The organism is Acidisoma silvae (assembly GCF_020618775.1).
Lineage (GTDB): Bacteria > Pseudomonadota > Alphaproteobacteria > Acetobacterales > Acetobacteraceae > Acidisoma > Acidisoma silvae.
This window is the reverse complement of record NZ_JAESVB010000003.1, coordinates 415,917-429,011: the sequence shown is the minus strand read 5'-3', so window position 1 is coordinate 429,011 and position 13,095 is coordinate 415,917. Positions and strand designations below refer to the sequence as shown.

At 65.9% G+C, this 13,095-nt stretch carries 13 protein-coding genes; 9 read left to right on the top strand and 4 right to left on the bottom strand.

The window, feature by feature from the left end; genetic code table 11:
• Positions 1–3: 3 nt before the first annotated feature.
• Positions 4–594 (top strand): hypothetical protein, encoded by a 591-nt coding sequence (locus tag ASILVAE211_RS10020; protein WP_227321156.1) that lies wholly within the window; start codon positions 4–6, stop codon positions 592–594.
• A gap of 34 nt (positions 595–628) precedes the next feature.
• Complete coding sequence (gene holA, locus ASILVAE211_RS10015; protein WP_227321155.1) at positions 629–1,642, top strand: DNA polymerase III subunit delta; 1,014 nt, start codon at positions 629–631, stop codon at positions 1,640–1,642.
• 39 nt (positions 1,643–1,681) lie between these two features.
• Here the strand turns inward: holA and ASILVAE211_RS10010 are convergent, their stop codons facing one another.
• Genes ASILVAE211_RS10010 through ASILVAE211_RS10000 form a run of 3 tightly spaced genes read right to left on the bottom strand, consistent with a single transcriptional unit; the run spans position 1,682 to position 5,510 of the window.
• A complete protein-coding gene (locus ASILVAE211_RS10010; protein ID WP_227321154.1) occupies positions 1,682–2,620 on the bottom strand; it encodes a Gfo/Idh/MocA family protein in 939 nt (312 codons plus the stop codon).
• Positions 2,621–2,669: 49 nt separating this feature from the next.
• Positions 2,670–4,340 (bottom strand): formate--tetrahydrofolate ligase, encoded by a 1,671-nt coding sequence (locus ASILVAE211_RS10005; protein ID WP_227321285.1) that lies wholly within the window; start codon positions 4,338–4,340, stop codon positions 2,670–2,672.
• 42 nt (positions 4,341–4,382) lie between these two features.
• Entirely contained in the window at positions 4,383–5,510 is a 1,128-nt protein-coding gene (locus ASILVAE211_RS10000) for an aminotransferase class V-fold PLP-dependent enzyme (RefSeq protein WP_227321153.1), read from the bottom strand.
• 110 nt (positions 5,511–5,620) lie between these two features.
• Between ASILVAE211_RS10000 and ASILVAE211_RS09995 the strand changes: the two genes are divergently transcribed.
• Genes ASILVAE211_RS09995 through ASILVAE211_RS09965 form a run of 7 tightly spaced genes read left to right on the top strand, consistent with a single transcriptional unit; the run spans position 5,621 to position 12,292 of the window.
• Entirely contained in the window at positions 5,621–6,043 is a 423-nt protein-coding gene (locus ASILVAE211_RS09995) for a hypothetical protein (protein WP_227321152.1), read from the top strand.
• Between the two features lie 41 nt (positions 6,044–6,084).
• Positions 6,085–6,921: a carbon-nitrogen hydrolase family protein gene (locus ASILVAE211_RS09990; protein ID WP_227321151.1), complete on the top strand. Its 837-nt coding sequence runs from the start codon at positions 6,085–6,087 to the stop codon at positions 6,919–6,921.
• Entirely contained in the window at positions 6,918–7,751 is an 834-nt protein-coding gene (locus ASILVAE211_RS09985) for an NAD kinase (RefSeq protein WP_406566040.1), read from the top strand. Before ASILVAE211_RS09990 ends, ASILVAE211_RS09985 begins: the two co-directional genes overlap by 4 nt.
• Positions 7,748–8,581 carry a nucleoside triphosphate pyrophosphohydrolase gene (gene mazG / locus ASILVAE211_RS09980; RefSeq protein ID WP_227321150.1) on the top strand — a complete coding sequence of 278 codons (834 nt, stop codon included), beginning with the start codon at positions 7,748–7,750 and terminating at the stop codon, positions 8,579–8,581. Before ASILVAE211_RS09985 ends, mazG begins: the two co-directional genes overlap by 4 nt.
• A gap of 36 nt (positions 8,582–8,617) precedes the next feature.
• Complete coding sequence (locus ASILVAE211_RS09975; RefSeq protein WP_227321149.1) at positions 8,618–11,269, top strand: AsmA family protein; 2,652 nt, start codon at positions 8,618–8,620, stop codon at positions 11,267–11,269.
• 37 nt (positions 11,270–11,306) lie between these two features.
• Positions 11,307–12,014: an ATP12 family chaperone protein gene (locus tag ASILVAE211_RS09970; protein ID WP_227321148.1), complete on the top strand. Its 708-nt coding sequence runs from the start codon at positions 11,307–11,309 to the stop codon at positions 12,012–12,014.
• Positions 12,011–12,292: an acylphosphatase gene (locus tag ASILVAE211_RS09965; protein WP_227321147.1), complete on the top strand. Its 282-nt coding sequence runs from the start codon at positions 12,011–12,013 to the stop codon at positions 12,290–12,292. Before ASILVAE211_RS09970 ends, ASILVAE211_RS09965 begins: the two co-directional genes overlap by 4 nt.
• 159 nt (positions 12,293–12,451) lie before the next feature.
• Here the strand turns inward: ASILVAE211_RS09965 and ASILVAE211_RS09960 are convergent, their stop codons facing one another.
• Complete coding sequence (locus tag ASILVAE211_RS09960; RefSeq protein ID WP_227321146.1) at positions 12,452–12,937, bottom strand: DUF4167 domain-containing protein; 486 nt, start codon at positions 12,935–12,937, stop codon at positions 12,452–12,454.
• Positions 12,938–13,095 lie beyond the last annotated feature (158 nt).

Here is a 13,095-nt window from a genome sequence, read left to right as displayed (position 1 = left end):
GTCATGAGCGCGCTCCTCCGTCGCCGTCTTCTGCATTTCGGGGGAGCCGCGCTTGCTTTGGGCGGCCTGGCCGGCTGTTCCCTGCATCCGGTCTATGCGCCGGATGCCTTCGGCAATGGCCCGACGGGCGGCGCCTCCATCCAGTCGCAGTTGCGCGAGGTCGCGGTGCCGGTTCTGGGCCAGCGCTCAGGGCAGCTTCTCCAGGAAGCGCTACAGACGAGGCTTTACGGTGGCGAGCAGCCGAGCCTGACCCGCTACAACCTATCCGTCTCCTTCAACATCAGTCAGGTTGGTTTGGGCGTTCAGGGGGACAGCACAACAACCTATGTCCGCTTCGTCGCAAGCGCCCCTTGGTCGCTGGTCTCTCAGGATGACCCGCAGCACAAGGTTTTGATCAGCGGCTATGCCCAGTCAGCCGACGGTCTGAATTCATTCGACAACCAGCCTTTCGGGCAGGAGCTGGAAACCAATACGGTTACCCAGCGGACGGCCGATGCGATTGCCGATCAGATCACCATCAGCCTCGCGCATTATTTTGCGGTGGCTGAACGCAAGCGCGAGCAGCAGGCCGCACTTGCCAAGCAGCCGGGCTGATCCGTCCGGTTTTCGCTGGTAAGGTGCGCCGGCCATGAAACTCGACGCTCGCGACTTCACCGCTCTCTGCAAGGATGCCGGCCGTCTGCGGGCCGTGGTCATCTACGGACCCGATGCCGGGCTGGTGCGGGAGCGCGGCGAAACGCTGGCGCGCGCCGTCGCCGGCGGCCTGGACGACCCTTTCCGTTTCACCGAACTCACCAAACCCGATACCGGCACATTGGCGCTCGAAGCGACGGCCATGTCCTTCACAGGCGGCAGGCGCGTGGTGCGCGTGCGCGAGGCCGGCGACACGCTGGCGGCGACGCTGACGGCTGCCTGCAAGGACGCGGAAGGGTCACTGATCATCCTGGAAGCGGGCGAATTGACACCGCGCTCGAAACTGCGCGCCTGGGCCGAGAAGGATGCGCGGGCCGGCGCCCTGGCCTGCTACGCTGAGGAAGGCGCGGCGCTCAAATCCACGCTGCGCGGCCTCTTCGAAGGCGAGAAGGTTGCAGTCGCAACCGACGCCCTGGACTGGCTGGTGCAGCATGCGGGGGCCGATCGCGGCGTGATCCGCGCGGAGGTCGAGAAACTCGCGCTGCTCGTGGGCGAGGGCGGCACGGTCGACCTCGATGCCGTGCAGATGGTGGCGGGCGATCAAGCCGATCTGTCGATCGAGGATGCGCTGTTCGCTGCCGCGCGTGGCGCTGTTGCCGAGGCAGACCGCGCCACAGCCGCGGCGCTCGCCGAAGGTGCTTCCGCCGTCGGGCTGATCCGCGCGGCGCATGGGCATATGGACAAGCTGGCCCGCATCGCCTCTGCCCGCGACATGGGTCTCAGCGCGCAGGATGCGGTCAAGGCGCTGCGGCCGCCGGTCTTCTTCCGGCGGGAGCGCGCCATGCTGGACGCAGCCGAGCTTTGGCGGGGCCCAGCGGTCGCCGCCATTCAGCTGGCGCTGAGGGATGCCGAAATGCAGTGCAAGCGCACCGGCCTGCCGGCGGAAGCCATCGCCCATGCGGCGATGCTGGCCATTGCCCGCCGCGCCGCGCGCATGAAAGGACGCTGAAGCGTCAAGCCTGCACCGGCCCCTCAGGCTAATCTTTAGTCAGTCTTCGAACGCCTCGACCGCAACGCGGTCGCCGACGAGATAGGAATCAGCCACCAGCCGCAGCGGCCGGACATCGACATGCGAGGTCCGGCTGGCCAGAAGCTCCGCAAACATGGCGTAGATGCGCGGATATTCCTGGCTGTCTTCGGCAATCGCCGGCTTGCCGTCGACGGCAAGCTTGGCGCCGCCATCGGTCAGTTCCAGAAGCTGGCCCTCGGTCGTCTCAGCGGTGATGTTCCAGCTTTGCGGACCTTCCTGGCGCCAGTCGAAAATGGCCGTCAGATCGGCGCCCGCAACGGGATCAGGGGTCGCGAAGGTCATCTCTGCACCGATCGGCGTCTGCTTATTGGCAGGCACTTCCAGCCGTGCATGCGCCACGAACAGCGGCTCCGGCGCGATTTCGGTGACGATGGACAGCGCATTGATGCCGGGGTCGAAAACGCCGAAGCCGCCCGGCTGCCAGATCCAGGCCTGACCAGGATGCCAGCGGCGGACATCTTCCCGCCAGTCGACGCGCAGGCGCGCCAGCCGCTTGCCGGCCAGAAGGCGCTTCGCCTCGGCCACCGCCGGGTTGAAGCGAGAATGCCAGGTCGTGAAGAAAACCTTGTCCTGCGCCTCGGCAATGGCCGCCAGTTCGGCGATTTCGCCAAGCGTGGCGGCGGGCGGCTTTTCGATCAGCACGTCGCGACCGGCGAGCAGCGCCTGCCGCGTCGTCTCAAACCGGCCGGCGGGTGGCGTGCAAAGGGCGACCGCCGTCACATCCGGCATGGCGGCGTAAAGCTCGTCCTGGGTGCGAAAGCTGGGCAGGCCGTTGACGGTCGCAAGCCGGCCGCTGACGATGGCCGCAAGCTCGAAATTCTCATTGGCCGTGATCGAGGGCACATGCTGATCGATCGCAATCTTGCCCAAGCCAACGATGGCAATGCGGGTTTTCATCTGTGACGGCTCCCTAGACGACGCGGCTCTTATGCCGCGCCCTTCTGTTTTAGAATAGTCCGATGATTCGTCCCTGCTCGTCCAGCCCGATCCGTTCGGCGGCAGGCACGCGCGGCAGGCCGGGCATGGTCATGATCGTGCCGGCCAGCACGACGACGAAGCCAGCGCCGGCCGCCAGCCGCACTTCCCGCACCGGCAGACGATGCCCGGCAGGCGCGCCGAGCAGCGTCGGGTCGGCGCTGAAACTATACTGGGTCTTGGCGATGCAGACCGGCAAATGGCCGAAACCCGCCGCCGTGATGGCCGCCAGGCGCTTCTGCGCTGCCGGCGTCAGATCAATGCCGGCCGCCCCGTAAATCTCGCGCGCCACCGTCTCGATCTTGGCGGTCAGGCTGAGGTCATCGGCATAAATCGGCGCGAAATCGGCGCTGGCTTCGGCAATGCGCGCCAGGACAGCGCGGGCGAGTTCCAGCGCGCCGGCCGCGCCATCGGCCCAATGCGTGCAGGGGACCAAAGTCACGCCCAGCGGCGCCAGCAGATCGGTCAGGGCCTGAACCTCTTCCGGTGTGTCGCTGGTGAAATGGTTCAGCGCCACCACCACCGGCAATCCGAATTTCCGCATATTCTCGATATGGCGCAGCAGATTGGCCGCACCCTTGAGAACGGCCGGAACATCGGGTTTGCCCAGCGCGTCCTTGGCCACACCGCCATGCATCTTCAGCGCGCGGATGGTCGCCACAATGACGCTGCAGGCAGGCTTCAGCCCGGCCTGGCGGCATTTGATATCCAAAAATTTCTCGCCACCCAGATCGGCGCCGAAGCCGGCCTCGGTGACGACGACATCGGCGAGGTTAAGGCCAAGCCGGGTCGCGATGACCGAATTGCAGCCATGGGCGATATTGGCGAAAGGCCCGCCATGGACCAAGGCAGGCGAGCCCTCCAGCGTCTGCACCAGATTGGGCGCCAGCGCATCGCGCAGCAGCGCCGCCATGGCGCCATCGGCCTTGAGGTCGCGCGCCGTCACCGCCGTGCCATCGCGGCGTTCGGCCACCACGATGCGACCCAGCCGCTCCTGCAAATCATCAAGATCGCGGGCGAGACAAAAAATCGCCATGACTTCGGAGGCGACGGTGATATCGAACCCGTCCTCGCGCGGCGCGCCGTTGGAGACGCCGCCCAGGCCATTGACGATGGACCGCAGCGCGCGGTCATTCATGTCCATCACCCGGCGCCAGCGGATGCGGCGCGGGTCGATTTCCAGCGGATTGTCCCAGAACAGCGAATTGTCGAGCATCGCCGCCAGCAGATTATGGGCGGCGGTAATGGCGTGGAAATCACCTGTAAAATGCAGGTTGATCTGATCCATCGGCCCGACCTGGGCTCGACCGCCGCCGGTTGCCCCACCCTTGATGCCGAAGCACGGGCCGAGGCTGGGCTCCCGCAGGCAGATCATGGTGTTCGTGCCGAGCTGGTTGAGCGCGTCGCCCAGGCCGATGGTTGTCGTCGTCTTGCCCTCGCCGGCCGGCGTCGGGCTGATGCCGCTGACCAGCACCAGCGCGCCTTCCGGCCGCGTTGCGGCTTTCGCCACGAATTCCAGCGAAACCTTGGCCTTCAGGCGGCCATAGGCTTCCAGCGCATCATCAGGAATGCCGGCGCGGGCGGCGATTTCGGCAATGGGGCGAAGAACCGCGGCCCGGGCAATGGCTTCGTCGTGACCCATGCTCATACTGTCATTTTCTCTTTCATTTGCACCCGCAACCCGTCAGCGGCGCAGGCCAAGCTCATCCAAGGCCCGGCCCATAGCCAGCACGGCCTTTTCTATATCGGCACGATCAATGGCGCCGATAGCGCCAATGCGCATGCTTGGCGCGTCGGTATTCCTGAAATTGCTGATCAGCACGCCATGACGCTTCAGCGTCTCGACAAAAACCTGCAAGTCCCATTTGTCACTTTCGGGGGCCAGCACGTTCATGATGATCGGCCCTTGCAGCGCGCGCGGCAGACAGGGCTTTAGGCCCAGCGCCAGCATACCGTCATAGAGGGTAGCCATATTGTCCTGGTAGCGGCGCAGCCGGGCCGGTGGGCCGCCTTCCGCATCCAGCCGGTCCAGCGCGGTGTGGAGTGCCGCCATCGGCTGGATCGGCGGCGTGAAACGCGCGGCGCCATGCCCGTTTTCCAGCCCGTTCTGATACAGATCCGCCAGATCGAAGGACCAGCTATCGGCATGGCCCTGCCGTTCCAGCAGCCGGGCGATGGGCGAGACGCACAGGCTGAAGCCCGGCAGCCCTTCCAGGCATTTATTCGGCGTAAAGACCAGAGCGTCGATTTCGGGATGCGCCGCGATATTGGCCGGCAGCGCGCCGAAAGCCGATACCGCATCCAGGATCATGCGGCGGCCGTGCTTGCGCACCACGGCACCGACCGCCTGCGGGCCATGGATGATGCCGGTGCTGGTCTCGCTATAGACCATGCCCAGATGCGTGAGGGTCGGATCGGCGGTGAAGGCGGCATCGACCAAAGCCGGGTCGAGCGGCTGGTCCAGTGGCACATCCAGCGCAACGACGCGCCGGCCGGCGGCGCGCGCCAGCCGCATCATGCGCTGGGCATATTGGCCGGAACCCGGGATCAAAATGCCGCCGCCCGCGTCTTGGCCCTGATCTTTTGCGGGCGGCACGAAGGTCCGTATGGCGGCCTCAATGATGAAATGGCCCGAACCAGGCAGGGGCAAAGCCGCGTGAATGCCTTCGATCCCCCCGGCCAGGATACGCAGGCGGTTGAGCAGGCTGCCAATCTCCCCTCGCACCGCGTGGTCCCAGGGGGCAATATCGCGATTGGCCGCGGCACGGACATCCGCATGGGTCATGACAGGACCGGGAATCAGCAGCAACATCAGGCGAACTTTCTCAGGCGCTGGATGTCAGGGCTTGGCATGATGCGCTGCGCAAATCCACCCCATGGATGCCATCGCAGGCGCGCGGATTTGCTGTTAAGGAGATTGGCATGACGATGCCCTTCACTCTTCCTCCCTGGCTGCCTTGGTGGGTGCCAATTCTCGTTCTGATCCCGGCGATCCTGTACGGGCTGGTCTTTCTGCTGATGCCCTTCAGCGTTCTGGGCCTGAAGGGGCGGCTGGACGTGATCGAGGCCCGGCTGGACGAGGTGCAGCACGAAATCCGCACCCTGTCGCTGCGCCTGGGCGAGCCCGCCCGCAATTACCGGTCGGACGAGGACGCCTATGACACCAATCCTCTGCCGGCACCTGCCGCGCAGGCGCCTCGCAGCCGCCCTCCGGTGCCACCGGCGCATGACCCCTATCGCTATGATGATGAGCCCGAGCAGCGCACGGATCGCGGCGCCCGCGCCCCGCGTGCCGAGCGCTATGAACCTCGCCCGACACGCGCCGAGCCGCGTTTCGACCGCTGACGTTTAGCCGCCCCATCGCAAGCCAGCCAGCAAGGACGCCCATGCGCATCAGTGCGATCCAGATGAACCCGGGTGCGGACAAGGCGCAAAATATCGCGCAGGCCAGGGACCTGATCCAAGGCGCATTGACCGAAGGCCGGCCACGCATCGTGGCGCTGCCGGAAATGTGGACCTGCCTTGGCGGCGACCGGCCGACCAAATTCGCCGCCGCCGAGACCTTGCCGCCCGAAGGGTCGAAGGAGACCGGCGGCGAGGCCTATGAATTTCTGCGCGAAGTGGCGCGCAGCAATAGCATCCACGTTCATGGCGGTTCCATCGCGGAACGCGCCGGCGACAGGCTTTATAATACGACTGTGGTTTTCGATCCGGACGGGACGGAGATCGCGCGCTACCGCAAGATCCATCTCTTCGACATCGTGACGCCGGACGGGCTCGGCTATCGGGAAAGTGCCACCTTCGGGGCCGGCGATCGCGTTGTCACCTTCCAGGCCCATGGCGTCACCTGCGGCCTGTCCATCTGTTACGATATCCGCTTCCCAGAACTTTTCCTGAAGCTGCGCCAGGCCGGCGCCGAGATCATCTTCCTGCCGGCGGCCTTCACGGTGCCGACTGGACGCGACCATTGGGAGGTTCTGTTGCAGGCCCGCGCCATCGAGACGCAAAGCTGGATCGTCGCCCCGGCCTGCTGGGGCCGCCACCTCGATGCCAGTGGCGAGCCGCGCATGACCTTCGGCCGCACGCTGATCGCCGACCCTTGGGGAATCGTCACAGCCCGCGTGCCAGACGGCACCGGCTGGATCACGGCCCGCGCGGACGCAATCGTCACCGATCGCATCCGCCGTGACATGCCCGTGCTCGCGCATCGGAAACTTGCATGAGCGTCAGCCATACGCTCAACCGGTCCGGCGCCCCGCTCGCGGCGGAGCCGATCCTGCGTGTTGCCAGCCTGACGCGCATCGCCTTCGTCGCTTCCTCGGCGCCGCAGGCGCAGGAGCGGCTGGAAAAGCTCACCGCGCTTTATGGCAATGTGCCGGTGCTGGAATCCCAGGTCGTGGTGGCGCTGGGCGGCGACGGTTTCATGCTGGAGACGCTGCATAGCGTCCTTGGCCGGGGCATTCCCGTCTATGGCATGAATTGCGGCTCGGTCGGCTTCCTCATGAATGGCTATGTCGATGAAGCGCTGCCCGAGCGCCTGGGGCTAGCCCAGGGCGCGGTCCTGCATCCTTTGCGCATGCATACGGTGACGCAGACCGGCGCGGTCGAAGAAGCGCTGGCGCTGAACGAAGTCAGCCTGCTGCGCCAATTGCGGCAAACGGCAAAGCTTCGCATCTCGGTCGACGGCCGCGTGCGCATGCCGGAACTGGTCTGCGACGGCATCCTGATATCCACGCCTGCCGGCTCCACCGCCTATAACCTGTCGGCCCATGGCCCGATCATCCCGCTTTCGGCCAATCTGCTGCCGCTGACGCCCATCAGCGCCTTTCGCCCGCGCCGCTGGCATGGCGCCTTGCTGCCCAGCTCGGCCGACGTGCTGTTCGAGGTGCTGGAGGTCGACAAGCGCCCGGTGGCGGCGGTCGCGGATTCCTTCGAAGTCCGCCACGTCATTTCCGTCGCCGTGACCGAGGAACGCTCGATGTCGGTGACGGTGCTCTTCGACCCGGACCAGGGCCTATCCGAGCGTATTCTGACGGAACAATTTACGGCATGAACGACGCCCCCGATAATCGCAATCCGACAGACGCCGCGGCCCTGCACGCCCTGATCGAGACCATGGCGCGGCTGCGCGACCCGGTGGGAGGCTGCGCCTGGGATCTGAAGCAGAGTTTCGCGTCTCTCGCCCCTTATGCGGTGGAAGAGGCTTACGAGGTCGCAGAAGCAGCCGAGACCGGGGATATGACCGGCCTGCGGGAGGAACTGGGCGATCTGCTGTTGCAGGTCGTCTTCCATTCCCAGATTGCCCGCGAGACGGGTTTGTTTTCCTTCGCCGAAGTGGCGCGGGGCATCAACGACAAGCTGATCCGCCGGCATCCGCATATTTTCGGTGACGCCGCCCAGCGCGACAGCCGCGCCCAGACCATCGCCTGGGAAGCGCAAAAGGCCGAGGAACGCGCCGCCAAGGCCAAGACGCAAACCCCCGTCAGCGCTTTGGACGGTGTCGCCACCACCCTGCCCGCCCTGACGCGCGCGCAGAAACTCTCGTCCCGCGCCGCCCGTGTCGGCTTCGACTGGCCGAAGCTCGACGATCTTTTCGATAAGCTTGAGGAAGAGGTCGCGGAACTGAAGGCCGAAATCCCGACCGGACAGACCGACCGGATCGCGGATGAGATGGGCGATCTGATGTTCGTCATGGCCAATCTCTGCCGTAAGCTGCACCTGGACAGCGAAACCGTGTTGCGCGCGGCTAACGCAAAATTTACGCGCCGCTTTCAGGGTGTGGAAGCGCTGCTGGCAGAGCAGGGACGCCAGCCGAGCGAGGCAGGGCTTGAGGAAATGGAAAATCTCTGGGTTGCCGTGAAGGTCGCTGAGAAGAGCGGCTAGGGGCGCGGTTCGCCGCCGCTCATGGTAAAGAGCGGCATGGTCGACACGCCCGAAGACAAGCCTTACCGCACCTCCCGCCCGGCCGCGCGCCGCAGGCCTTGGCGGCGCATTCTATTGGGCGGCATTGCGGTCATCATCGTGGTGCCCATCGCCGCCGTGACGGCGGCGGTGCTGACCTTCAATCCGAACAGCTACAAGGACCAGATCACGTCCGCCGCCAGTCAGGCGCTGGGCCGTCCGGTGACGATCGCCGGACCGATCGCGGTCAAGCTATCGCTGATCCCGACGCTGACCGCGAGCGACGTGCGCATCGCCAATATCGCCGGTGGTGCCGCGCCGCTGATGGCGCGTGTCAGCAGCATCGAAACGCGTATCGCGCTGCTGCCGCTGCTGCACCATCAGATCGATATCGAAGCCCTGGTGCTGCGTCACCCCACCATCCTGCTGGAAAAGACAGCCGACGGGCGGGCCAATTGGCTGTTCCAGCCGGTGAGCAATACAGCGGCGCCGGCCGCCGTTCCGGCCCCACCGGTGACGGTCGATACCGGCCATGGTCCCTGGCAGGTCACAGTCCATTCGCTGGATATCACCGACGGCACGGTCGACTGGCGGGACGATCAGGCCGGCCAAACGGCGACGGTGCAGCTGCCCAAGGCCAGCCTTGCCGCCCAGGGTGACGCGAATGCCCGGCCCGAAGACGAGCCGCTGGCCATCGACGCCGACCTGCTGTGGCAGAAGCAGCCGATCCATCTCGCCGGCAAGACCGGCCCCATCGCGCATCTGACCAACCCGGCCGATCAATCCAGCTGGCCGGTGCAGCTGACCGTAACGGCGGCCGGGGCGACGCTCTCGGCCCAGGGCGGCGTCACCGATCCGCGCCAGGCTCGCGGCTATGACCTCACGCTACAGGCCCAGGTTCCGGCTCTGGAGGCCATCACCCCGCTGCTGCCGCCCGGCCTTCTGCCTGCCGGGCAAAGCCTGCCGCCGCTGCATGGCGTGGCGCTCGGCGCGCATCTGGCGGATGGCGGCCAAGGTGGGCCGCATTTCAGCAATCTCAGCCTTCAGGCTCAGGCCTCCGACCTGTCCAGCCTTGCGCCCGGCCTGAAGCTCGATAGCCTGTCGCTGGTAACGCCGGCACCGGATCAGCCGGTTTCAGTCAATATCCTGGGCGACCGCCAGGGTCTGGCCTTCACGCTGTCCGGCTCCCTCGGGCCGATGGCCGTACCCACGCCGGGCGCTGCCCCCGTGCCGCTGCCGGTCGACCTGACGCTGAATGCCGCGCAAAGCAATCTGCACGCCCAGGGTACTATCCAAGACCCCTGGACCATGCATGGCCTGAGCCTGGCGCTATCCGCGCAGATCGCGAATCTGGCGCTTCTCGCGCCATTGGCCGGTGCGCCCCTGCCCGCCTTTACATCCCTAAATGGCACCGGCACGCTGACGGATGCGGCCGGCACCGGCGGTCTGGCCCAAGGCGTCGCCCTGACTGCCGTGAACCTGACGGCGCCGCAGGGCGATCTGGAAGGCGCGCTGAATATCGCTTTCGCGCCGCGTCTGTTCATCGGCGCCACGCTGCGCTCGGCCAAGCTTGATCTCGATCAGGTGCTGAATGCGGCACAGACCGCGCCTGCCCCGGCTCCCCAGCCGGCGACGGCGCAACCGGCGCCGGCTGCTGCTGCGCCTGTTGCTACCCCTCCCGCCAAGGCCGCAGGCCCGCGCAAGCTCATCCCGGATATCGCGCTGCCCATCGCGAGCCTGAAAAGCTTCGATGCTGCTGCCAATCTCGGCTTCGCCGATCTGCATTTTGGCGGCGCCGACTATCGCGCCCTTGTGGCCCATGCCTCGCTTTCCGGCGGGCTCCTGTCCCTGCAACCCTCTTCCGTCGTCGTGCCGGGCGGCCAGCTGCTGGCAGCCGGCACCATCGATACGCGCCCCCCAGTGCCGACCGAGAGCTTCGCCATGCAGGCGCAGAACCTAGCCATCGCGCCGCTTTTGAACGCCCTGCGAATTCCGGTCGCCGCCAACGGTCTGGTGCAGGTCTTCGCGAACCTGACCGCCAGCGGCGCGACGACGCGGCAGATCGCTGGCAGCGTCAGCGGGCATTTTGGCCTTGCCTCGGTCGATGGCGTGATCGACGCCCATGCGCTGTCCAGCCTGATAGCGCCCGCGATCCGCGCCGGCGGCGTGGTGCCGGCCGAACTGCTCAATGCCGCCGGACAGGTGCCGATGCGCTGCCTCGCCATCCGCCTGGACGCGACCAACGGCGAAGCGGCGGTAAATGCGCTACTGCTGGATACGCCGCGCCTGCTGGTGCAAGGCACAGGTTCCCTCAATTTCGGGCAGGAATCGCTGAACCTCGCCCTGACTCCAGAACTTTACCTGGGCGAGATGGCCGTCACCGTGCCGCTGGATATGGGCGGCACTTTCGCTGACCCGCACGCCGGCAAGGTCGGCAAGGTCGTCATCGCCCAACAGCCGGGACAGAGCGGCAGCAATGGCCTGAACGGCCTTGTGCAATCGCTGATCGGCGGCGGCAAGCATACCGCACCCGCCGTGTCGCCGGCCTGCGGCCCGGCGCTGACCCTGGCCCGCAACGGCCAGCCCGGCCCGACGCCGAGCGGCAATGCCGACGCGGGCATTCTGCAAAAGCCGATGAACCTTTTCCAAAAGCTGCTGAACGGCCAATAGAAGGTGCATCCTCTTATCTGAACGGCTGACCCGCATCATGAAGCGCTTCTGGACTGAAACCTCGATCACGGCGGAGCCCGGCGGCTTCACCCTTCTGCTGGACGGCAAGCCGATGCGGCTGCCGGGCGGCGAGACGCTGCTGATCGACCAGCCCGCCCTGGCGGAAGCCATAGCGGCCGAGTGGCAAGCAACGGCACCGGGTCAGGACGTGCAGCCGAAAAACATGCCGCTGACGCAGCTGGCGGCGACGGCGCTTCTGCGTATCGCCGCCAACCCCACCGATACCGCGACCGCCATCGCGGCCTATGGCCAGAGCGATCTGCTGTGCTACCGCGTGGCCGACCCTGCCCCTCTGGCGCAGCGCCAGCAGGCGGAATGGCAGCCTTGGCTGGACTGGGCGGTGCAGCGCCATGACGCGCTTCTTGCCACCACCACCAGTGTCGGCTTCGTCGCGCAGAGCCCGCAAAGCCTGGCCGCGCTGGCTTTGGCCGTGTCGCGGCATGATGCCCACGGGCTGGCCGTGCTCGGCGTCATCGTGCCGATCTTCGGCAGTCTCATCCTTGGCCTCGCCGTCACCGAAGGCGTGCTCGACGCGGAAGAGGCTTATCGCCTATCCGTATTGGACGATCTGTTTCAGGAAGAGCGTTGGGGTGCGGATGCGGAAGCGGCCGCCTACCGCGCTGCCGCCCAGCGGGACGCAATGGCGGCTGGCCGCTATCTAGACCTCACGCGGAGGGATGAATGAGCAGCAAGCGACTGATCATCTCGGGGCGCGTGCAGGGCGTGGGTTACCGCGCCTGGATGGCCGACCAGGCCAATACGCTCGGCATCGACGGATGGGTCCGCAATACGGCGGACGGGTCGGTGGAAGCGCTAATCAGCGGAACCGCGGATGCGGTGGAGGAATTGGCCCGGAATTGCCGGCGCGGCCCACGCTTCGCGCAGGTGGAGGCGATCGAGGAAGAAATCGCGCCCCCGCCGGAGGAACCCGGCTTTCACATTCTGCCCAGCCTCAGAGGCTGAGCATGAATTCAGCCTCGAGCCTGTCAGGTTTCATCATAATCGCTCAGCCGTCATGCCCGCGAAAGCGGGCATCTTCTTGTTGCCACTCGTAGCAAAGAAGATTCCCACTTTCGCGGGAATGACATTAGTTCAACGAAATCCTGACAACCTAGGCCAAAATCAGGCTTCCGGTGCGGCGACGGCGATCGGAATTTCCCGGGCTTCAACGGCCACCGGGCGGCTTTCCTCGGCTTCGCTTTGGCCTTCGAACTCATCGCCCGCAGACCCGTCATCATTGCCCTGGCGGCGGTTCTGGTTGGTCTGCTGCGCCGGCTGCTGCTGTTGATGCTGGGCCGCCGCCTGGTTCATGGCGCTGACGATGCGGAAGTAATGCTCGGCATGCTGGAAATAGCCCTCGCCCATCACGCGATCTCCCGCGCTGGTCGCATCCCGTCCAAGCTGCAGATATTTCTCGAACAACTGCTGCGCCGTGCCACGGATACGAAGATCGGGACCATTGCTGTCGAAGACATGGTTGCGGTTCAGCGGAATACCGTTGGAGCCGCCGGAGCTCTGGTGCCGGATCTGGCCACCATTGCCGCCGCCCCCACCACCATTGGCGCCGTTTCCACGATGGCCGCGACCGCGCATACGTTTGATGTTCATTACTAGGACAAGTCGCTTTCCTGTTAGCAGACTGGCCAGCTCGTGAAAGTCACGAGGGTCTATCGGCAGCCAGTCGCACGCTTCGGACTTTGGGGTTCCACGATTTGGCTTCGGGACAACCGCCCAAGCAACAGCACCGGAGAACGCTGCAGGTCAGC

Bases quoted from the DNA above. Each gene is read 5' to 3' on its own strand.
- holA (WP_227321155.1), top strand. From the start codon at position 629: ATGAAACTCGACGCTCGCGACTTCACCGCTCTCTGCAAGGATGCCGGC.
- ASILVAE211_RS09990 (WP_227321151.1), top strand. From the start codon at position 6,085: ATGCGCATCAGTGCGATCCAGATGAACCCGGGTGCGGACAAGGCGCAA.
- ASILVAE211_RS10010 (WP_227321154.1), bottom strand. From the start codon at position 2,620: ATGAAAACCCGCATTGCCATCGTTGGCTTGGGCAAGATTGCGATCGAT.
- ASILVAE211_RS09970 (WP_227321148.1), top strand. From the start codon at position 11,307: ATGAAGCGCTTCTGGACTGAAACCTCGATCACGGCGGAGCCCGGCGGC.
- ASILVAE211_RS10005 (WP_227321285.1), bottom strand. From the start codon at position 4,340: ATGGGTCACGACGAAGCCATTGCCCGGGCCGCGGTTCTTCGCCCCATT.
- ASILVAE211_RS09985 (WP_406566040.1), top strand. From the start codon at position 6,918: ATGAGCGTCAGCCATACGCTCAACCGGTCCGGCGCCCCGCTCGCGGCG.
- ASILVAE211_RS10000 (WP_227321153.1), bottom strand. From the start codon at position 5,510: ATGTTGCTGCTGATTCCCGGTCCTGTCATGACCCATGCGGATGTCCGT.
- mazG (WP_227321150.1), top strand. From the start codon at position 7,748: ATGAACGACGCCCCCGATAATCGCAATCCGACAGACGCCGCGGCCCTG.
- ASILVAE211_RS09995 (WP_227321152.1), top strand. From the start codon at position 5,621: ATGACGATGCCCTTCACTCTTCCTCCCTGGCTGCCTTGGTGGGTGCCA.
- ASILVAE211_RS09975 (WP_227321149.1), top strand. From the start codon at position 8,618: ATGGTCGACACGCCCGAAGACAAGCCTTACCGCACCTCCCGCCCGGCC.
- ASILVAE211_RS09965 (WP_227321147.1), top strand. From the start codon at position 12,011: ATGAGCAGCAAGCGACTGATCATCTCGGGGCGCGTGCAGGGCGTGGGT.
- ASILVAE211_RS09960 (WP_227321146.1), bottom strand. From the start codon at position 12,937: ATGAACATCAAACGTATGCGCGGTCGCGGCCATCGTGGAAACGGCGCC.
- ASILVAE211_RS10020 (WP_227321156.1), top strand. From the start codon at position 4: ATGAGCGCGCTCCTCCGTCGCCGTCTTCTGCATTTCGGGGGAGCCGCG.